13 protein-coding genes and 1 tRNA gene are annotated in these 20892 nt (G+C 71.4%); 2 read left to right on the top strand and 12 right to left on the bottom strand.

The window, feature by feature from the left end:
* Positions 1-218 precede the first annotated feature (218 nt).
* The 9 genes from ET989_RS13205 to mfd form a co-directional block, all read right to left on the bottom strand.
* Positions 219-291: transfer RNA gene (locus ET989_RS13205), tRNA-Leu, on the bottom strand.
* Between the two features lie 111 nt (positions 292-402).
* On the bottom strand, positions 403-1329 hold the full coding sequence (locus tag ET989_RS13200) for a Ppx/GppA phosphatase family protein (RefSeq protein ID WP_131169754.1): 927 nt from the start codon (positions 1327-1329) through the stop codon (positions 403-405).
* Positions 1326-1829, bottom strand: coding sequence for a DUF501 domain-containing protein (locus ET989_RS13195; RefSeq protein ID WP_131169751.1), 504 nt, complete (start codon positions 1827-1829; stop codon positions 1326-1328). The genes ET989_RS13200 and ET989_RS13195 overlap by 4 nt, the downstream gene beginning before the upstream one ends.
* 39 nt (positions 1830-1868) lie before the next feature.
* The gene (locus ET989_RS13190; protein WP_165490175.1) at positions 1869-2525 is read right to left on the bottom strand and encodes an FtsB family cell division protein; all 657 of its coding nucleotides are present in this window, start codon (positions 2523-2525) and stop codon (positions 1869-1871) included.
* A gap of 196 nt (positions 2526-2721) precedes the next feature.
* On the bottom strand, positions 2722-4002 hold the full coding sequence (gene eno / locus ET989_RS13185; RefSeq protein ID WP_131169747.1) for a phosphopyruvate hydratase: 1281 nt from the start codon (positions 4000-4002) through the stop codon (positions 2722-2724).
* Between the two features lie 199 nt (positions 4003-4201).
* The gene (locus tag ET989_RS13180; protein WP_131169746.1) at positions 4202-5110 is read right to left on the bottom strand and encodes a hypothetical protein; all 909 of its coding nucleotides are present in this window, start codon (positions 5108-5110) and stop codon (positions 4202-4204) included.
* Positions 5111-5287: 177 nt separating this feature from the next.
* Entirely contained in the window at positions 5288-5866 is a 579-nt protein-coding gene (locus tag ET989_RS13175; RefSeq protein ID WP_131169766.1) for a nucleoside triphosphate pyrophosphohydrolase, read from the bottom strand.
* A gap of 49 nt (positions 5867-5915) precedes the next feature.
* Entirely contained in the window at positions 5916-6428 is a 513-nt protein-coding gene (locus ET989_RS13170) for a hypothetical protein (protein WP_131169744.1), read from the bottom strand.
* A gap of 40 nt (positions 6429-6468) precedes the next feature.
* The gene (mfd, locus tag ET989_RS13165) at positions 6469-9942 is read right to left on the bottom strand and encodes a transcription-repair coupling factor (RefSeq protein WP_241656354.1); all 3474 of its coding nucleotides are present in this window, start codon (positions 9940-9942) and stop codon (positions 6469-6471) included.
* Positions 9943-10204: 262 nt separating this feature from the next.
* On the opposite strand from mfd, the gene purL reads away from it, so the two are divergent.
* Positions 10205-14140, top strand: coding sequence for a phosphoribosylformylglycinamidine synthase (gene purL, locus ET989_RS13160; protein ID WP_131169740.1), 3936 nt, complete (start codon positions 10205-10207; stop codon positions 14138-14140).
* Between the two features lie 59 nt (positions 14141-14199).
* Entirely contained in the window at positions 14200-15159 is a 960-nt protein-coding gene (locus ET989_RS13155) for an AEC family transporter (protein ID WP_131169737.1), read from the top strand.
* 370 nt (positions 15160-15529) lie between these two features.
* On the opposite strand, the gene ET989_RS13150 is transcribed toward ET989_RS13155, so the two are convergent.
* The 3 genes from ET989_RS13150 to pth all read right to left on the bottom strand — a co-directional run bounded on the left by ET989_RS13150 (position 15530) and on the right by pth (position 20889).
* Positions 15530-16822 carry an MFS transporter gene (locus ET989_RS13150; RefSeq protein WP_131169735.1) on the bottom strand — a complete coding sequence of 431 codons (1293 nt, stop codon included), beginning with the start codon at positions 16820-16822 and terminating at the stop codon, positions 15530-15532.
* A gap of 83 nt (positions 16823-16905) precedes the next feature.
* Positions 16906-20157, bottom strand: coding sequence for a carbamoyl-phosphate synthase large subunit (gene carB, locus ET989_RS13145; protein ID WP_131169733.1), 3252 nt, complete (start codon positions 20155-20157; stop codon positions 16906-16908).
* Between the two features lie 132 nt (positions 20158-20289).
* A complete protein-coding gene (gene pth, locus ET989_RS13140; RefSeq protein WP_131169731.1) occupies positions 20290-20889 on the bottom strand; it encodes an aminoacyl-tRNA hydrolase in 600 nt (199 codons plus the stop codon).
* Between the last annotated feature and the right edge of the window lie 3 nt (positions 20890-20892).

Genomic DNA, 20892 nt, shown 5'->3' with positions numbered 1-20892 from the left:
ACTTACGAGGTGACCCTTCGACGCGGTGGACGGCGACTTCAGCAATTACCATCCTCCCTGCTCAGAACGGTCACCTCGCCCCATGCCACGCCCACACCCGCCACGACACCGGTGGATCAGGGATCAGTGGTCGTGCCTTTCTGGGTGGCTCGCTGTTCATGATACGAAACGTCCCCAAGCGGCCCGCGTATTCCCACGGCTCGGCGCGGAGCCGAGCGTGCCCCCGGCGGGATTCGAACCCGCACTCGGGCGGGTTTAAGCCGCCTGCCTCTGCCGTTGGGCTACGGGGGCCGGCCGGGTGGACGCCCCCGGACGCGGTGCGTGCGAGTCTAGACCGGAGGCAAGCCCTCGGCGGAGCGAACCCAAGCCCTCGGCGGAGCGAACCCAAGCCCTCGGCGCAGGTCAGCCCAGCAACCCCGCCACGATGCCGTCGAGGATGTCGGACTCGCTCACGGTCAGGTCGACGCCCATCCGGGTGGCGATGCGGTGGCAGATCAGGGCCCCGGCGCAGATGACGTCCGCGCGCCCCGGCACCATGGTCGGGATCTCCAGCACCTGCGCGACCGGCAGAGCCAGCAGCCGGCCCGACAGCTCGCCCAGCGCCTCGCGGGGGACGACCGAGCCGTGCACGCGCGCGCGGTCGTAGGCCGGCAGCCCCTGCACGATCGCGGACAGCGAGGTCGCGGTGCCGCCCACCCCGAGCCAGCTACGCGCGGAGTCGAAGTCGACGCCGGAGGCGTCCAGCAGGTCGTCGATGAACTCGCCGGCCTCGGCGACCTCGTCCAGCGATGGCGGGTCGGAGGCGAGGATCCGCTCGCGCAGCCGCACCGAGCCCATGTCCAGGGAGACGCCCTTCACCGGACGCCCCGCCTGCCCGAGCACCAGCTCGGTGGAGCCGCCTCCGATGTCCATGACGAGCGTGGGCGCCTCGGCGTCCGGGGCTGCGCCGAGCGCGCCCGCGAACGAGAGCTGGGCTTCCTCGTCGCCCGGGATCACTTCCGGCGTCACGCCCAGCCGCTCGCGGACGCCCGCGTCGAAGGCCTCGCGGTTGCCGGCGTCCCGGGCGGCCGACGTCGCGACGAAGCGCACCCGCCCCACCCCGTGGCGGGCCAGCGCGGCCGCGTACTCGTCGCACGCGGCGAACGTGCGGACGAGGGCGTCCGGGTGGAACTCGCCGGTGGCGTCCACGCCCTGCCCCAGCCGGGTGATGCGCAGGTCGCGCTCCAACTCTCGGGAGCCGCGGCCGTCTGCCTCAGCGACCAGCAGCCGGATCGAGTTGGTGCCGCAGTCGATGGCGGCCACGCGCGCGGAGGTGGCGTCCCGGCTCATGCGCGGTCCTCCAGGCAGGGACGCTCCCAGAACGCGCCCAGCGCCTCGACCGTCTCGTCGCCGAGCGGGTTGACGCCGGGGCCGGCGGCCAACGCATGGCCGGCCAGCACGTGGAGGCACTTCACACGGGTGGGCATGCCGCCGGCGGAGATCCCGTCGATCTCGGGCACGTCCCCCAGGGCAGAGCGGTCGGCGAGGTATGCGTCGTGGGCGGCCCGGTAGCCGGCGGCCAGTGCCTCGTCGGTGCCGAGGCGTTCGGTCATCTCGGCCATCAGGCCGGACGCCTCGAGCGTCGAGCACGCCGACGTGGCGCGTGGACAGGTCAGGTAGTACGTGGTCGGGAACGGCGTGCCGTCGGGCAGCCGCGGTTCGGTGGCTACGACGCCGGGCTTGCCGCAGGGGCAGCGCCAGGCGATGCCGGCGATGCCGCGGGGTTCGCGTCCGAGCTGGGCCGCGAGGGCGGCGACGTCGGCGTCCGAGGCGGGTTCGAGTGCGGGCACGGCGGCCACCCTACCCGCGGCGCAACCCCGCGGTCGCGCTCAGCGACCGGCCGGCTGGGCTGCGGCGTCGGCGGCCGCCGCCGGATCGACGGCGGCGCCGTTGGGCGATTCAGCGTTGACGAGGGGATCCGTCTGGGCGGGAGCCTCGTCGGCGTGACGCATGGAGGTGGCGAGCTTGTCCCACCAGCGGGCGGCCAGGTCGTTCGTCTCGGACGCCCCGACGCCCTCGATCTCGTTGGTGCCCGACATGACCTCGCCGTTGGCGTCGACGACGCGGTATCCGACCTCGCCGGGCATGACCCAGCCGAGCCGCTCGCGCGCCTGGGTCCGGACGTAGGCGGGGTCGCTCCAGCGCTCAAGGTCGCTCTCGAGCTGGGCGACGCGCTCGGTCTGGAGCTCGATCTGCGCGGTGGCCGCCGCGAGCTCCTGGCTCTGGACGAGCCACACGCGCAGCGAGCTGGCGAACGAGAGGCCGAGCACGGCCAGCACGCCGAACAGCACCAGCGCCCGGCGGGTGAAGCCGAAGTTGTTCTTCGGACGCGGCAGGCGCGCGGCGGCGCGGGCGAGCGCGGAGTTGCGGATCGGTGCGGACGCCGCGGGCTTCGCGCCGGTCGTGGTGTCGGACGCCGAAGACCGGGTGCGCTTCGTCGACCGTCCGCGGCCGGACGGCTGACGGTTCAGCCGGTTCTCTCGCACTGGTCGGGCGCCTCTCGTCGGGGAATGTCGAGGTTGCCCTCCAGCGTAGGCGCCGGGAGGACCCGCTCGTGGGTCCGACACTCGTGGCCCACGGCGTCCGACCATGGAATGCCGCACGGCCGGCCCCTCACGAGGAGGGACCGGCCGTCGCGTGGGCCCGCTCCCGGAGGAGCGAACGGCAGCGAACCTCGAAGGGTCAGCCCTTGAAGCGCGGGAAGGCGGAGCGGCCGGCGTAGACGGCGGCGTCCTCCAGGGTCTCCTCGATGCGGAGGAGCTGGTTGTACTTCGCGACGCGGTCGGAGCGGGCCGGGGCACCGGTCTTGATCTGGCCGCAGTTGGTGGCGACGGCCAGGTCGGCGATGGTCGTGTCCTCGGTCTCACCGGAGCGGTGCGACATCATGCACTTGTACCCGTTGCGGTGGGCGAGCTCGACGGCGTCCAGGGTCTCGGTCAGGGTGCCGATCTGGTTCACCTTCACCAGCAGCGCGTTGGCGGTGTTGGTGTCGATGCCCCGCTGGAGGCGCTCGGGGTTGGTGACGAACAGGTCGTCGCCGACCAGCTGGACCTTGTCACCGATGGCCTCGGTGATCTTCTTCCAGCCCTCCCAGTCCTCCTCGTTCAGCGGGTCCTCGATGGAGACCAGCGGGTAGGCGTCGACCCACTCGGCGTAGATGGCAATCATGTCGTCGGCGGACTTGCTCTCGCCCTCGAACGTGTAGACGCCGTTCTCCTCGAACTCGGAGGCGGCGACGTCGAGCGCAAGGGCCACGTCGGTGCCGGGCTCGTAGCCGGCCTTCTTGATGGCCTCGATGATCAGGTCGAGGGCGGCGCGGTTGGACTCGAGGTTCGGGGCGAAGCCGCCCTCATCGCCGAGGCCGGTTGAGAGGCCCTTCTCCTTCAGCACGGACTTGAGGTTGTGGTAGACCTCGGCGCCCATCTGGACGGCGTCGGCGAAGGTCTCCGCACCGATCGGGGCGATCATGAACTCCTGGATGTCGACGTTGGAGTCCGCGTGGGCGCCACCGTTGAGGATGTTCATCATCGGGACGGGCAGGACGTGCGCGTTCGGGCCGCCGACGTAACGGAACAGCGGCAGGCCGGCCGACTCGGCGGCGGCGTGGGCGATGGCCATCGAGACGCCAAGGATGGCGTTCGCGCCGAGCTTGCCCTTGTTGTCGGTGCCGTCGAGCTCGAGCATGGCGGCGTCGATCTCGCGCTGGTCGGTGGCGTCGAAGCCGATGATCTCCTCGGCGATCGCCTCGTTGACGTTCTCGACGGCCTTCAGGACGCCCTTGCCCAGGTAACGGCCCTTGTCGCCGTCACGAAGCTCGACGGCCTCGAACTGGCCGGTGGAGGCGCCGGAAGGGACGGCCGCGCGACCCTGGGCGTCATCGTCGAGGAGGACCTCGACCTCGACGGTGGGGTTGCCGCGCGAATCAAGAATCTCGCGGGCGGTGACGATGTCGATGAGTGCCACGGTGACTTGCCTTTCGTCGAAGTGTGACTGCACGTGCAGCCTATCGCCCACGCCACCGGCCCGTCCCTCGCAATTGCCCGATTGCCACCTCCGCCGAGGGCTTGAGTTCGTTCCGCCGAGGGCTTGGGTTCGTTCCGCCGAGGGCTTGGGTTCGTTCCGCCGAGGGCTTGGGTTCGTTCCGCCGAGGGCTCCGCTCCCCTCAACGCCGGTGACGTGGCTTGCGGTAGTCGTGGGCCTCGGGGCACATGCGGTGCTCGACAACCACGTCCCCGATGAGTGCCCTGATCGAGGCAGCAACCGCACCCGGCGTGTGGACGTCCTCGCTGCCCCAGCGCACGACGCGTAGCCCCATCGCCTCGAACCGTCCCTGCCTGTCCTGTTGGCGTGCCAGCACCTGCTCGACGGTCTCCCCGGGAGCCAGGAGCGTCGAGTACTTCCAGGCACCGTCGAATTCGCCCACCACTCCCCACTGCCGCCACAGGAAGTCGGGACGCCCCGCAAAGCCATCGGCATCGAACAGGTTGACCTGTAGCTCGGGCAGGGGTACCCCCTGCTGCAGCATGATCGCCCGTACCTGCGACTCGTACGGTGACTCACTCCGGGCGTCCGCCCGACGCACGGCCTCGGAGGAGTGGCGACAACCGCGTCCACCGCTGACCTCGCGTAGCAGTTCCGGGCGTGACGCGCCGAGCCGCAGCGCGGCGTCCGCAAGTGCCAGCGCCGGACCGAAGTAGGTGCGCCGCATCAGGTCGGCCGCCGTGCGGGCCAGCGTCGTCACCGGCAGGCCATCGAGAACGGTCGTGTGGGGCGGCACCTTGGGCGTCTTGTAGACGTGCGCCAGCCGGCGGATCTGCCCGCTGCCACCCCCCGAATACAGGAGGTGCACCTTCTCCAGGTCGGCGTGGAACAGCGGCAACCCGTGCAACACCGCCGCGGAGTGGCGCGTAAACCACGACGTCGTGCCGAGGTGCGGGACTGCCGCGCGCATTCGCTCGCGATGCAACTCACGTTCGTCCTCGGGCGGGTCATCGAGCAGGACGCCGCGGCGCAGCTGGAGTTGTGGTGCCGGCACGGTCGGAAGGTCGTTCACAGGGATCAACGTGTGCATGCGCGGACAATGGGCGGTTCGTGACCACTTGGGGCACTCGTTTCGGAGCCCTGTGGACAAGTCGGTCCGGCTCGTTCGGGCTGCTGGGGACAACCCAAGCCCTCGGCGGACTGAACCCAAGCCCTCGGCGGACTGGACCCAAGCCCTCGGCGGACTGGACCCAAGCCCTCGGCGGGTCTAGGCGGAGCCCTCGGCGGAGCGGAGGTCGGCCTCGAGCGCGCGGACGGCGTCGCGGAGGGCCTGGTCGGCGTCCACGCCGGACGCCTGCGCCCGGGCCACCAGCGCCACGAGCGACTCCCCCACCTCGGACGCCGTGACGGGCTCGTCCGGGAGTGACACATCGACGCCGTGGGAGCGGGCCCGGGAGACGACCTTCATCGTGCGGGCAAGGGCGTCCAGCGGAGGGATGCCGTCGAGGGCGGACGTGCGGCCCTTCTCGGCGCGCTTGCGGGCCTCCCACGAGCCCATCAGGTCGTCGGGCACGTCGCCGTCGCCGAAGACGTACGGGTGGCGGGCGACGAGCTTGTCGGCGATGCCGCGCGCGACGTCCTCGATCGAGAAGCGCCCCTCGGTGCGGGCGATCTCGGCGTGGAAGACGACCTGCAGCAGCAGGTCGCCGAGCTCCTCGCACAGGTGGTCGTCCGAACCGGTCTCGATCGCCTCGACGACCTCGGCGGCCTCCTCGACCAGGTAGGTGACCAGCGAGCGGTGGGTCTGCTCGGCGTCCCACGGGCAGCCGACGCGCAGCGCCGTCATCACGTCGAGAAGGCGCTCGACCTCGGGGTGGGTCACCGGGCGGGGCGGATCAGGCGTTCGCCGCGGTCGCCGCGTTCGAGAGAGGGGCGTCTGCGATGGTGACGCCCGCGGCGTCCCAACGGCCGTAGCGGGGGTTGACCTCGATGTCGAGCTTGTTCAGCTCCTCGATGTACTTCTGCTCGCCCAGCTCGTCCAGCAGCACGTAGGTGGTGCCCACGGCCTCGCCCCACGGGGCGCCGGCCTCGGTGGCGGACACGGCGGCGGCGAGCTGGTTCTGGCCGACGACGGCGGTGCGGTCGGCGACAGAGACGGCAGTGCCGCTCGCGGCCGCGATCTGGCGGGACGCCTCGCCGAGAACCAGGTCGTACGTTGCCTGCTTCAACGCGATGGCCGGGTCCGTGCCGGTCGCCTCGACGATGCTGCGGGCCACGCCCCGGACGGTCGAGTCGGCGATGCGTACGCCGCCGACCGTGGCCGCATCGGCGGGGTCGCCCGCGCAGCCGGTGAGGGCCAGGGCCGCCACGGCGACACCGGCGGACAGGACGCGCACTGTCTTGTTCATCTGCTCGTGCTCCTTGAGGACGATCGGCTTCAGGGCGATCCTAGCCCTCCGGGACGAACAGCGCCGTCACGGCCAGAGTCGCCCACTCGAGCAGGGCGGCGTCCTTGATCGGCTGGCCGGCGATGGGCGCGGTCATCGGTCGTGGCAGGAACAACTGATGGGTCTGGCGGTTGACCCGCGAGCCCGGGTAGAGGCGCTGGCGGCGCAGGTCGCGCGACTCGGGGAGCACCGCCGGGGAGAACCGGATCATGGTCCCGGCCGAGAGCACCTCGGTGATGCCGACCGAGCGGCACAGCATCCGGAAGCGGGTGACGGCGAACAGGTTCTCCACCTGTTCGGGCAGCTCGCCGTAGCGGTCGAGCAGCTCGGCGCGCACCGCGTCCAGCTCACCCTCCTCGCGCACGGACGCCATCCGCTTGTACATCTCCAGCCGCAGGCGCTCGGACTCCACATAGTCGGTGGGCAGGTGCGCGTCGACGGCCAGCTCGATCTTCATCTCGGGCTCTGGCTCGGTCGTCTCGCCACGGAAGTCGGAGACCGCCTCGCCGACCAACCGGATGTAGAGGTCGAACCCGACGTCGGCGATGTGGCCCGACTGCTCCTCCCCCAGCAGGTTGCCGGCGCCGCGGATCTCCAGGTCCTTCATCGCGATGGCCATGCCGGCGCCCAGGTCGGTGTGCGCGGCCATCGTCGCGAGGCGGTCGTGGGCGGTGTCGGTGAGTGGCTTCTCCGGCGGGTAGAGGAAGTAGGCGTACCCGCGCTCCCGGCCGCGCCCCACGCGTCCGCGCAGCTGGTGCAGCTGCGAGAGCCCCAGCAGGTCGGCGCGCTCGATGATCAGGGTGTTGGCCGAGGAGATGTCCAGACCGGCCTCGACGATCGTGGTGCACACGAGCACGTCGGCCTCGCGCTCCCAGAAGTCGACCATCACCTTCTCCAGGGTGGTCTCGTTCATCTGGCCGTGCGCGACGGCGACGCGCGCCTCGGGCACCAGGTCGCGGAGGTGCGCGGCCGCCTTCTCGATCGTCTGCACCCGGTTGTGGATGTAGAAGACCTGGCCCTCGCGCGCCAGCTCGCGCCGGATCGCCGCCCGCACCTGGTTGTCGTCGCTGGGCCCGGCGAACGTGAGCACGGGGTGGCGCTCCTCCGGCGGGGTGGCGATGACCGACATCTCGCGGATGCCCGTGATCGCCATCTCCAGCGTGCGCGGGATCGGGGTCGCCGACATCGCCAGCACGTCGACGTTGAGCCGCAGCTTCTTCAGCGCCTCCTTGTGGTCGACGCCGAAGCGCTGCTCCTCGTCGATGATGACCAGGCCGAGGTCCTTGAACTGCACCTCGTTGGAGAACAGGCGGTGCGTGCCGACGACGACGTCGACCGAGCCGTCGGCGATGCCCTCGATGGTCTTCTTCGACTCCGCGGCCGTCTGGAAGCGCGACAACGCCGCGACCGACACGGGGAAGCCCGCGTACCGGTTGGCGAACGTCGCGAAGTGCTGCTGCACCAACAGGGTCGTCGGCACGAGGATCGCCACCTGCTTCCCGTCCATGACGGCCTTGAACGCGGCGCGGACGGCGATCTCGGTCTTGCCGTAGCCGACGTCGCCGCAGATGAGGCGGTCCATGGGCACGAGCTGCTCCATGTCGCGCTTGACCTCGGTGATCGCCGCCATCTGGTCGGGGGTCTCCACGTAGGTGAAGTTGTCCTCCAGCTCGCGCTGCCATGGCGAGTCCGGCCCGAACGCGTGGCCCTGGGACGCCTGGCGGGCGGCGTACAACTTGATCAACTCGGCAGCGATCTCGCGGACGGCCTTGCGGGCGCGCGCCTTGCGCTTGTTCCAGTCGGCGCCGCCCATCCGGTCCAAGGAGGGGGCCTCGCCGCCGACGTAGCGGGTGATCTGGTCGAGGGAGTCCATCGGGACGAACAGGCGGTCGCCCGGCTGCCCCCGCTTCGAGCTGGCGTACTCGATGACGAGGTACTCGCGCGTCGCGTTCTGGATCGTCCGGGTGACCATTTCCACGTAACGCCCCACGCCGTGCGCGTCGTGGACGACGAAGTCGCCGGGCCTGAGCTCCAGCGGGTCGATGGCCTTCTTGCGCCGCGCGGGCATCTTCGGCTCGGTCCGCTCGGCCCCGCCCTTGATGCCGGCGAGGTCGCCGGAGGTGAACACGCGCAGGTTCACGGCGTCCAGCCGGAAGCCGTGCGGCAGGTCGGCGACGACGATGGACGCCCGCCCCGCGAGGTCGTGCTCGGCCAGCACCTCGCCCAGGCGCTGGGCGCGACCCTCGGCGTCCGCCACCAGGACGGTGGTGAAGCCGGACGCCACGGCCTCGGCGATGGCGGCCACGGCCGCCTCCAGGTCGCCGCGGAACGGCTCGTTCTCCTCGGCGACGATGTGGCGCGACTCCGGATCCTCGGCGAAGGCGGACAGCGTCCACCACGCGAGGCCGCGGCCCAGGGCGTCCGACCGGACGTCGGCGAGCTGGCGGTAGGCGGACGCCGCGAGGTCGATCGGCGCTCTGCCGCCCTCGGCTGCGGCCGACCACGAGGCGGCGAGGAACTCCTGCGACGTGGCGTGCAGTTCGAGGGCGCGGGCGCGCACCTTCTCGGGGTCGCTGACGAGCACGGTCGTGTCCGCGGGCAGCACGTCGACGAGCAGTTCGAGGCGGTCGACGAGCGCGGGGGCGAGCGCCTCCATGCCGTCGACGGCGTGGCCGTCGGCGATGCGGGTGAACAGCTCGCGCATCTGGTCGGGGACGCCCGCGCGGATGGCGTGCGCAGCGGCCCGCTCGCGGACCTGCGGGGTCAGCAGCATTTCGCGGCAAGGGTCGGCGGTGACGGCCGGGAGGGTCCCGTCGAGCGAGCGCTGGTCGGCGATCGCGAAGGGGCGGATCTCCTCGACGGTGTCGCCGAAGAAGTCGATGCGGACGGGGTGCTCCAGCGTCGGGGGGAACACGTCGATGATGCCGCCGCGGACGGCGAACTCACCCCGCCGCTCGACGAGGTCGACGCGCACGTAGGCGGCTCCGACGAGCTGGTGGGCGAGGTCGTCGACGTCGTGGTCCTCGCCGACGGCGACGGTGACGGGCAACAGCTCGCCGAGCCCGGCCACCTGCGGCTGCAGCACGGCGCGGACGGGAGCCACGATCACGCGCGGTGAGGGCTGGGGGGCGTTGCCGGCGAGGCGACGCAGCACGGCCAAGCGGCGTCCGACGGTGTCGGAGCGGGGCGAGAGCCGCTCGTGCGGGAGGGTCTCCCAGGCCGGGTAGTAGGCGACCGACTCGCGGCCCAGCACGGACGCCAGCGTGTCGCGCACCGTCTCGGCCTCGCGGTAGGTCGACGTCACCAGCAGCAGCGGCTTGTCCGCGCGCTCGCTCAGCGCCGCCGCGACGAGGGGGCGCAGCGCGGCGGGACAGGTGACGTCGAGGGTCGGCTCCGTACCCGCGCGCGCAGCATCGACGAGCTCGGCGACGACGGGTTCGGAGGCGACGAGCTCGATCAGCTCGGCAAGATCCACGCCGGACAGTGTACGGCGGAGGCGGGATCGCTTGACGTAGCGCCATCTGGACCACAGGACCGGAGACCTGCGGCAGCCGGAATCCCCCTGACAAGGGAGGTTCCCGCGTGTGCCTGTCGACCCCAACTCCTGGTGTGGTCCAGATGGCGCTACGTTTTTCCATACCCTGCCCGAGGACCCTCTGGAACTGGGCCGGGTCCTCGGCATCGCCGCCCCGACGGTAGCCTGTCGGGCGTCAACCGCCGTCACACCGGAGGCATCCATGGCGCACCACTACGACCTGTTCGTCGTCGGAGGGGGCTCGGCCCTGTCCCCCTTCCGGGCGGCGGCGCTGCTGACCCGCCTCCGGGAGGCCGCACCGCAGGTCACCGGCGTCACCGCGAGCCACGTCCACCTCGTGGCGACCGAGGACGAGCTGCCGGGCGAGGCCGCCGAAGCCCTCACCAGCATCCTGACCTACGGCGAGCCGGCCCCCGAGGTCGCCCCGTCGGCCTCGACTGCCACGGTCGTCGTCGCGCCGCGCCTGGGCACCATCTCGCCGTGGGCGTCCAAGGCGACCGACATCGCCCACAACTGCGGCATCGACGTGCACCGCGTGGAGCGCGTGACCGAGTACACCCTCGCGCTGGACGCCCCCCTGTCCGACGCGGAGTGGGACGCCTGCGCCGCGATCCTGCACGACCGGATGACCGAGTCGGTCCTGGACAGCCGCGAGGCCGCCACCGAGGTCTTCGCCGAGAAGGACGCCGAGCCGATGGTGCACGTCGACGTGCTTGGCCACGGCCGGGAGGCCCTGGTCGAGGCCAACACGGCGTTCGGCCTGGCCCTGAGCGAGGACGAGATCGACTACCTCGTCGACGCCTTCACCGGCCTGGACCGCAACCCCACCGACGTCGAGCTGATGATGTTCGCGCAGGCGAACTCCGAGCACTGCCGCCACAAGATCTTCAACGCCGACTTCGTCATCGATGGCGTCCCGCAGGACTCCTCGCTGTTCGGCATGATCCGGCACACCGAGCGCGTCGCGGGCGGGCTGGCGAACGGCACGATCGTCGCCTACAAGGACAACTCCTCGATCATGGCCGGCGGCCAGGCCACCCGGTTCGTGCCCGAGCCGGACGCCGCCTACGCGGCCCCCGCGCCGTATGCCGAGCGCCCGGGCGAGGTGCACGTGCTGATGAAGGTTGAGACCCACAACCATCCGACGGCGATCTCGCCGTTCCCGGGGGCGGCGACCGGCTCCGGCGGCGAGATCCGCGACGAGGGCGCGACCGGCCGCGGTTCGCAGCCCAAGGCAGGCCTGTCGGGCTTCGTCGTGTCGAACCTCAACCTGCCCGGAACCGAGGAGCCGTGGGAGGCCGAGCAGTATGGTGCCCCGGCGCACATCGCCTCCCCGCTCGAGATCATGACCGACGCCCCGCTGGGCGCCGCCGCGTTCAACAACGAGTTCGGACGCCCCGGGCTCGGCGGGTTCTTCCGCGTCTACGAGCAGACGGTGGACGGCGTCCGCCGCGGCTACCACAAGCCGATCATGAGCGCCGGCGGCCTGGGCGCGATCAGCGCCGAGCAGACCGAGAAGGTCGTGTTCGGGGAGGGCTCGCTGCTGATCCAGCTGGGCGGGCCGGGCATGCGCATCGGCATGGGTGGCGGCGCCGCCAGCTCGATGGCGGCCGGCACCAACGCGGCCGAGCTCGACTTCGACTCGGTGCAGCGCGGCAACCCCGAGATGGAGCGGCGCGCGCAGGAGGTCATCAACGCGTGCTGGGCGCTCGGGGCCGACAACCCGATCCTCGCGATCCACGACGTGGGCGCCGGCGGCCTGTCGAACGCGTTCCCCGAGCTGGTCAACGACGCCGGCATGGGTGCCCGCTTCGACCTGGACGCGGTGCCACTGGAGGAGTCCGGGCTCGCGCCCAAGGAGATCTGGTGTAACGAGAGCCAGGAGCGCTACGTGCTGGCGATCGCGCCCGAGTCCCTGGAGCGGTTCCGCGCCATCTGCGCGCGCGAGCGCGCCCCGTTCGCCGTGGTCGGGCGGGCGTTCGACGACGGCGAGCTCGTGGTGGCCGAGGACGCCATCGCCGGCGGCCCCGGCGACGACCCGGCCGTCGACATGCCGCTGTTCACCCTGCTCGGCAAGCCGCCGAAGATGACGCGCGACGTGACCCGGGTCGAGCGGTCGGCGCCCGCGCTGGACCTCGCCCGGTTCAACGACGCCGACGCCGTGCGCGAGGCCGCCTACGCCGTGCTGCGGCACCCGAGCGTGGCGTCCAAACGCTTCCTGATCACGATCGGCGACCGCACGGTCGGCGGGCTGTCCCACCGCGACCAGATGGTCGGCCCGTGGCAGGTGCCGGTCGCCGACGTCGCCGTCACGCTGACCGACCACGTCGGCTTCTCCGGTCAGGCGATGAGCTCGGGCGAGCGCATGCCGCTCGCCGCTGTGGACGCCCCCGCCTCGGGCCGCATGGCCGTCGGCGAGGCGATCACCAACCTGCTCGCCGCCCCGATCACGCTCAACCGGGTCAAGCTGTCGGCGAACTGGATGGCCGCCTGCGGCGAACCCGGCGAGGACGCCGCCCTCTACGACACCGTGCGCGCGGTCGGCCTCGAGCTGTGCCCGGCGCTGGGCGTCAGCATCCCGGTCGGCAAGGACTCGTTGTCGATGCGCACCAAGTGGTCGGCCGACGGAGAGGACAAGCAGGTCACCTCCCCGGTGTCGCTGGTGGTCTCGGCGTTCGCGTCGCTGGCCGACGTCCGCGGCACCCTCACCCCGCAGGTGGGCGCCGACCAGGCGCTGCTGCTGGTCGACCTCGGCGCCGGAGCCGACCGCCTCGGCGGCTCGATGCTCGCCCAGGTCTCGGGCGAGTTCGGCGGCGAGGTGCCCGACCTCGACGACCCGTCCCGCCTCGTGGCGCTGGTGGACGCGGTGAACGCGCTGCGTTCGGCCGGGCTGGTGGCGGCGTACCACGACCGCTCCGACGGTGGCCTGTGGGCCGCGGCCGTCGAGATGGGCCTCGCCGGCGCGACGGGCCTGTCGCTGTCGGTCTCCTCCGTCGCCGAGCTCTTCGCCGAGGAGCTCGGGGCGGTGCTGGCCGTGCCCGCGGCGTCCCTGGACGACGCGCTGCTGGTGCTCGCCGAGCATGGTCTGGCGGACGTCTCCGGGCCGGTGGGCTCGACCGCCTCGTCGGCCGAGCCCGTCGAAGCCCGGCGCGTGCGCGTCGCGATCGGCGGCGCCGACTTGCTGGACGAGTCGCTGCGCGACCTGGGCCAGGCCTGGGACGAGGTCTCGTGGCGGATCGCCGCCCTGCGCGACAACCCGGAGTGCGCCGACGCCGAGCACGCGGCCTTCGCCTCCGACGACGACCCCGGCCTGCACGTGGAGACGACGTTCGACGTGCGCGAGGACGCCGCCGCCCCGTTCGTGAACACCGGCGCCCGGCCCAAGGTGGCGATCCTGCGCGAGCAGGGCGTGAACAGCCACGTCGAGACCGCGTTCGCGTTCGACCGCGCCGGTTTCGACGCGTGGGACGTCCACATGACCGACCTGCAGAGCGGCCGCTTCGACCTGGGCGACGCCGTCGGGCTCGTCGCGGTGGGCGGCTTCTCCTACGGCGACACGCTGGGGGCCGGTGAGGGCTGGGCGCGCTCGATCCTGTTCAACCCGGCGCTGACCGAGGCGTTCGGCGCGTTCTTCGCCCGCGAGGACACCTTCGGGCTGGGCATCTGCAACGGCTGCCAGATGTTCGGGGCGCTGGCCGACCTGATCCCGGGCGCCGAGGCGTGGCCGCTGTTCCGCCGCAACACCTCAGAGCAGTTCGAGGCGCGCCTGTCGCTGGTCGAGGTGCTCGAGTCGCCGTCGATCTTCACCGGCGGCATGGCGGGCTCGCGCATCCCGATCGCGGTGTCGCACGGCGAGGGCCGCGCGGACTTCACCGCCCGCGGTGACGCCGGCTCGGTCCAGCGGGCGATGCGGTTCGTCGACCATCACGGCAACCCGACCGAGGCGTACCCGGCCAACCCGAACGGCTCGGCCGGCGGACTCACCGCCGTCACCACGCCGGACGGCCGGTTCACCGCGATGATGCCCCACCCCGAGCGGGTGCTGCGCAACATCCAGATGAGCTGGACGAGCGGCGCCGCCGACGAGGCGTCCCCCTGGCTGCGGATGTTCCGCAATGCCCGCGCGCACGTGGGCTGACAGGGGCAACATCCGGCCGCCCCGGGCGCGACCGGGGCGGGCGGGGATAGCGTCGAGGGGTGCTCGACATCCTCTCGGCGACCGTGCCGATCTTCCTCGTGGTGGGCCTGGGCTTCGTCACGACCAGGCTCGGGATGTTCGAGCGCTCCGACATGTCGGTGCTCGCCCGCTACGTGGTGAAGGTCGCGCTGCCGGTGCTGATCTTCGTCAACGTCGCCGGGCGGTCCCTTGGCGAGATCCTCAACCCGACGTACCTGCTCGCCTACGCCGTCGCGGCGATGGTGATGGTCGCGCTCGGGCTCGCATGGGCCGCGGCCCGCGGCGTCCGGGGCAGCGTGCGGGCGGCGACGATCGCGTTCGCGATGAGCGGCACCAACAACGGCTTCGTGGGGTTCCCGACGTTCCTGATCGTGATCCCGGCGTTCGCGGGGCTCGCCGTCGGCATGGACATGCTCGTCGACAACACCCTGATCATCCCGGTGGCGCTGGCCCTGTTCGAGGCGGTCTCCGGCGCCGCGACCAGCTGGGCGCGCCGCCTGCGCGACATCGTCGTGCGCGTGGTCACCCACCCGATGGTGATCGCGATCATCCTGGCCCTGCTCATGGACCCCCTCGGCTTCACCCTGCCGCCCATGATCGACCGCTCGGTGAGCCTCGTGGCCCAGTCGTCCTCGGCGGTGGCGCTGTTCTCGATCGGCGGCATGCTGGTCGGCCTGCGCCTGCGCGGCCAGCTGGCCGACCTCGCGGTGGCCGTCGGCGGCAAGCTCCTGGTGATGCCCGCGGTGATGCTCGGGCTCGTGCTCGTACTGCCCCTGCTCGGCCTGCCCGACCTCCCGCCCGAGCTCAAGGTGGCGGCGGTGCTCACCGGCGCCCTGCCCTCGATGTCGATCGTGGCCGCGGTGGCCGAGCAGCACGGCGACGGCGAGTTCGGCGCGGCGTCGATGATGCTCTCCACCGCGGTGTCGTTCCTCACGATGACCGGGTGGCTGCTCGCCATGGCCGGGTTCGGCTGGCTCTGACCGGCCGCGACGCCGCCGGCTTCCGTGCACGCCACTGGCGTTGCATCGCCGGCTCCGTGCGGGAACGCCAGCTGGGTGCGGGGCGGCCAGCCCCCTGATCGATGATCAGGCCGACAACCCGGTCAGCAGCACCGCGACCAGGTCGTCGATGACCTGCTCCTCGTCGTCGCGGGCGCGCCCCGAGAAGAACGGGTAGAGCATCCCGAGCAGCATCCAGACGACGGTGCCGGGATCGCGTTGAGCGGCGCCAGGAACCGCTCGTGGTACTGGACGCCGAAGGCGGCGCGGCGGTCCTCGGGGAGGTGGCGGAGGTCGTGCATGGCCAACCGCATCACGGCCCGGCTCTCGACCGGCAACCCGAACAGGCCGGTCACCACCCCGGCGAGCTGGGCGCGGGCGCCGGACGCCTCCCCAGCCCTGGCACCGTGACCAAGCCGATGCCCAGGAACGACAGGTCGTAAACCTGGGCCGTCTCGCCGAACGACGCCGCTACCGCGCCGACGAGCGCCGCCGCCACGAGCTGGCCGATCGAGGTGAAGGTCGTGACCATGCCCTGCGCGGCCGAGCGGTCCACCGCCGTGGTCTCGTTGAGCGTGATGTAGCGGATCGGGGCGCCCAGCAGGGCCGACAGCCCGAGCCCGATCAGGGCGCTGCAGACGATGAAGAACCACAGCGGGCCGGGACGGCTGATCCCGATGAGGCCGGCGGCCATGATGACGAGTCCGGCGAGGATGACCACCCGGGAGCCCAGCCTGTCGAGCAGGCGCCCGGCGACTGGCGAGCCGACCGCCATCGCGAGCACCAGCGGCAGCAGGTAGCTGCCCACCGACGCGCTGACGCCGTAGCTCAGGACCGCCAGCAGCGGCAGGAACACGGTGCTGGCCTCACCGATGCCGGCGCCCAGGGTGATCCCGAACGCGACGGCGAGCTGCTTGTTGGCGAACAGGTGCACCGGGAACACCGGGTTTTCGGCCGGGCGGGCGAGGCTGGCGGCGGCGTTGGCGGGATCGAACTCGTTCAGCCCGTAGGTGAACGCGCCCAGCGCGACGGCGAGGGTGACCATGCCGGCCCAGTCGAAGCCGCCGGACGTGGCCACCGGGATCTTCGGGAGCAGCTTCCAGCTCAGCGCGATCACGACGAGGGCGAGCGGGATGTTGATCAGGAACAGCCAGTACCAGCCGAAGCCCAGCAGCAGGCCACCCAGGATGGGGCCGATGAGGAAGGCGATGCCGAACACCGCACCGATGAGGCCGAGCGCACGGCCGCGCTTGTCGGCGGGGAAGGTGTCGCCGATGACGGCGCTGGCCACGGGGAAGATGCCGCCGGCGCCGAAGCCCTGGATCGCGCGGCCCGCGAGCAGCAGGAGCCACAGCCCCGACCCGTGGGAGGCCGCGACCACGATCGAGCCCACCGCGAAGATCGCGACGTCGAGGACGTAGATCGCGCGGCGCCCGAAGAAGTCGGACAGCTTGGCCCACAGCGGCGTGCTGATCATCTGCATGAGCACGTAGATGCTGAACAGCCACGGCAGCTGGCGCGGGGTCAGCCTGAACTCGGCCTGGCTGGCCGGCATCGCCGATCCGATGATCGCGATGTCGAGCGCCCTCATGAGCACGCCCACGAAGAGCACCCCGAGCACCTGATTGCGCTGCTTGTCGTCCACGTCGTCCTCCGCTTACCAACCGGTCGGTAAGTAGCCTGGGGCGCGAATCCGGCCGGCCCAAACCGGCGGCGTCCGGGTCGGCGTCAGCCGATGGAGGCGTGCCACTCCTGCAGCGACTTCACGCCCTCGGCCCCCCGTCGGTGGGCGGCGATGCCGATGGCCGCCGCGTAGGCCTCGGAGGTGGTGGTGACGTACGGCACCCGCGCGCGGATGGCCGCCTTGCGGATGTAGGAATCGTCGTACTCGGAAGCGCTGCCCGACGGGGTGTTGACGACCAGGTGCACCGAGCCGTCGCGGATGGCGTCCGCCAGGTGCGGCGAGCCCTCGTGCAGCTTGTTCACCGGCGTGGCCTCGATGCCGTGCTCGGCCAGGAAAGCGACCGTGCCCGTGGTGCCCATCAGCGAGAAGCCGTTGGCCACGAAGGTGCGCGCCGCGGTCAGCACGTTGGCGCCCGGCGAGCCCTGGCCAGAGTCGATGCGGTCGCGCTCGGCGATCGACAGCAGCACGGTGCCCTCGGTGGGCAACACGGTCTGGGTGGCCTCCTGGCTCTTGAAGAACGCCAGCCCGGGGTTGGACGCCAGCCCCAACACCTCGCCGGTGGAGCGCATCTCGGGGCCGAGCAGCGGGTCGACCTCGGGGAACATGTTGAACGGGAACACCGATTCCTTGGCCCCGAAGAACGGCACGTTCCGCTTCTCGAGGTTCAGGGAGGCCAGCGACTCCCCCAGCATGAGCCGGGTCGCGAGCGAGGCCATGTTCACGTCGCAGACCTTCGACACCAGCGGTACCGTCCGCGAGGCGCGCGGGTTGGCCTCGAGCACGTACACGACCCCGTCGAGGATGGCGTACTGGATGTTCATCAGGCCGACCACGCCGAGCTCGATGGCGATGCGGCGGGTGTAGTCCTCGATGGTGGCGAGCTGGTCGTCGGGGATCGTCACGCTCGGCACCAGGCAGGCCGAGTCGCCGGAGTGGATGCCCGCGTACTCGATGTGCTCCATCACCGCCGGCACGAAGGCGTCGGTGCCGTCGCACACGGCGTCCGCCTCGCACTCGAGCGCGTTCTCGAGGAACCGGTCGACGAGGATCGGGCGCTCCGGCGTGACGCCCTCGGCGGCATCCATGTAGCGGCGAAGGTTCTCGGCGTCGTGGATGATCTCCATGCCGCGCCCGCCCAGCACGTAGCTCGGGCGCACGATGACCGGGTAGCCGATCTCGGACGCCACGGCCACGGCCTCGTCGGTGGTGACGGCCATGCCGGCGGCGGGCATCGGGATGCCGAGGCGGTCCATCATGGCGCGGAACTCGTCGCGGTCCTCGGCGAGGTCGATGGTGTCGGGCGAGGTGCCGATGATCGGGACGCCGGCCTCCTGCAGCGCGCGGGCGATGTTCAGCGGGGTCTGGCCGCCGAACTGGCACACGACGCCCTCGGGCTTCTCGCGCTCGACGATGGCGAGGACGTCCTCGACGGTGAGCGGCTCGAAGTAGAGCTTGTCGGAGGTGTCGTAGTCGGTGGAGACGGTCTCGGGGTTGCAGTTGACCATGATCGTCTCGAAGCCCGCGTCGCGCAGCGTGTAGGCGGCGTGGACGCAGCAGTAGTCGAACTCGATGCCCTGGCCGATGCGGTTGGGGCCGCCGCCGAGCACCATGACCTTGCGGCGGTCGCTGACCGGCTTGGGGTCCGGCAGCGGGTTGGCGCGCTCGGGGGCATACGTCGAGAAGTAGTACTCCGCGCCCTCGACGCCCGACACGGGCACGGCCTCGTAGCGGTGCACGATGCCCTCGGCGACGCGGCGGGCGCGCAGGTCGGCCTCGGGCACGCCCAGGAGCTGCGCGAGGTATGCGTCGCCGTGGCCGACCTCCTTGGCGCGGCGGAGCAGGCCGGTCGGCAGCCCGGCGAGGTCGCCGGCAAAGCCCTCGACCTCGGTCTCGACGGCCAGCATCTCGGCCATCTGCTCGACGAACCAGGCCTTGATGTGGGTGAGTTCGACCAGCTCGTCGACCGACACCCCCGCCCGCAGGGCCTCATACATCAGGTACTGCCGGTCGCTCGACGGTTCGGCCAACCGGCGCAGCAGCTCGTCTCGGCCCAGCGTCCGGAAGTCGGAGGCGTTGCCGAGCCCGAGGCGTCCGTTCTCCAGCCCACGGATGGCCTTGCCGAAGGCCTCCTTGTAGTCCTTGCCGATGCTCATGACCTCGCCGACGGCACGCATCTGCGTGCCCAGCTTGTCGATCGCGCCGGGGAACTTCTCGAACGCCCAGCGCGCGAACTTGGCCACGACGTAGTCGCCGTCGGGGGTGTACTTCTCCAGGGTGCCGTCGCGCCAGTACGGGATCTCGTCGAGCGTCAGGCCAGCCGCCAGCAGCGTGGACACCATGGCGATCGGCAGGCCGGTGGCCTTGGACGCCAACGCGCTCGACCGCGACGTGCGCGGGTTGATCTCGATGACGACCACGCGACCCGTCTTGGGGTTGTGCGCCAGCTGCACGTTGGTTCCGCCGATGACGCCGATCTCGGAGACGATCGTGTGCGCGATGCGCTGCAGCTCGTCCTGCAGCTCCTGGGCGATGGTGATCATCGGGGCGTTGCAGTAGGAGTCGCCGGTGTGGACGCCCACGGCGTCCACGTTCTCGATGAAGCAGACGCTGATCATCTGGTTCTTGGCGTCGCGGATGACCTCGACCTCGAGCTCCTCCCAGCCGAGGATCGACTCCTCGACCAGGACCTGCGTGATCGGCGAGGCCTGCAGGCCGCGATGCGCGATGGTGCGCATCTCGTCGTCGGAGTGCACGAACCCGCCGCCCGTGCCGCCCATCGTGTAGGCGGGGCGGACGACCATCGGGTAGCCGACCTCGGCGGCGAAGGCGAGGGCGTCCTCGACCGTGCCGACGGTCTGGGAGCGCGGCATGTCGACGCCGATCTCGGCCATGGTGCGCTTGAACGCCTCGCGGTCCTCGCCGCGCTCGATGACGTCCTGGGTGATGCCGATCATCTGGACGTCGTTGGCCGCGAGGATGCCCGCGCGGTCGAGCGCGGTGGAGAGGTTGAGGCCCGTCTGGCCGCCCAGGTTGGGCAGCAGCGCGTCCGGCTTGCTCTGCTTGATGATCGCCTCGAGCGTGGGCACGTTGAGCGGCTCGATGTAGGTCTCGTCGGCCATCACCGGGTCGGTCATGATCGTGGCCGGGTTGCTGTTGACCAGAGCCACCTCGTAGCCGAGGTTCCGCAGGGCCTTGCACGCCTGGGTGCCGGAGTAGTCGAACTCGCAGGCCTGCCCGATCACGATGGGCCCCGACCCAATGATGAGGACCTTGTTGATGTCATCGCGCTTGGGCATCCGTACTCCTCGTGCTCGCTGCCGGGCCGTCGACCACCCTAACCCGTCGGCGCACCCCTGCCCCGACCCGTCCGCGCGAAAGGCCCTTGACGCGCAAGCTGCCGAAACCGTCGCCGGCTGGCCCGAGGGGACTCAGGAGTTGAAGCGGTTCTGGGTGGCCGCGAGGCCCTCCAGCACGAGCATCTCGACCGCGTCCGCGACGCGGGCGGTCTCGACGGCGTAGTCCTCACGCAGCGTGGTGGGGATGGGCGCCAGCACGTAGGCCGCCGGGTCCTGGCGGCCGGGAGGGCGTCCGATGCCGTAGCGCACGCGGAGGAAGTCCCCCGTGCTGAGGTGGGCGCGCATGGAGCGCAGCCCGTTGTGGCCGTTGTCGCCGCCGCCGGCCTTCAGCCGTAGCTGGCCGAACTCGAGGTCCAGCTCGTCGTGGATCGCGACGATCCGGTCGGGCGTCACCTTGTGGAACGCGGCCACCCTGGTCACCGCCGCGCCCGACTCGTTCATGAAGGTGCGCGGCTTGAGCAGGACGACCTTGGTGGCGTCCGCCCCGATGCCGCCCATGCCGGACGCCGTCAGGCGCGACTCGGCGACGTCCCCGCGCATTCCGCGCGGGGCCGCCCACGAAGCGCGCGCCCGCGCGGCCAGTTCGTCGACGACCATGAAGCCGACGTTGTGCCGGGTGGACGCGTAGGTCGGGCCCGGATTCCCGAGCCCGACCACGAGCCATGCAGCCAAGGT

It is taken from the genome of Propioniciclava sinopodophylli (assembly GCF_004324755.1).
Classification (GTDB): Bacteria; Actinomycetota; Actinomycetes; order Propionibacteriales; family Propionibacteriaceae; genus Propioniciclava; species Propioniciclava sinopodophylli.
This window is presented reverse-complemented; position numbering and strand designations above follow the sequence as displayed.

Bases quoted from the DNA above. Each gene is read 5' to 3' on its own strand.
- ET989_RS13200 (WP_131169754.1), bottom strand. From the start codon at position 1,329: ATGAGCCGGGACGCCACCTCCGCGCGCGTGGCCGCCATCGACTGCGGC.
- ET989_RS13180 (WP_131169746.1), bottom strand. From the start codon at position 5,110: ATGCACACGTTGATCCCTGTGAACGACCTTCCGACCGTGCCGGCACCA.
- ET989_RS13170 (WP_131169744.1), bottom strand. From the start codon at position 6,428: ATGAACAAGACAGTGCGCGTCCTGTCCGCCGGTGTCGCCGTGGCGGCC.
- ET989_RS13175 (WP_131169766.1), bottom strand. From the start codon at position 5,866: ATGACGGCGCTGCGCGTCGGCTGCCCGTGGGACGCCGAGCAGACCCAC.
- carB (WP_131169733.1), bottom strand. From the start codon at position 20,157: ATGCCCAAGCGCGATGACATCAACAAGGTCCTCATCATTGGGTCGGGG.
- purL (WP_131169740.1), top strand. From the start codon at position 10,205: ATGGCGCACCACTACGACCTGTTCGTCGTCGGAGGGGGCTCGGCCCTG.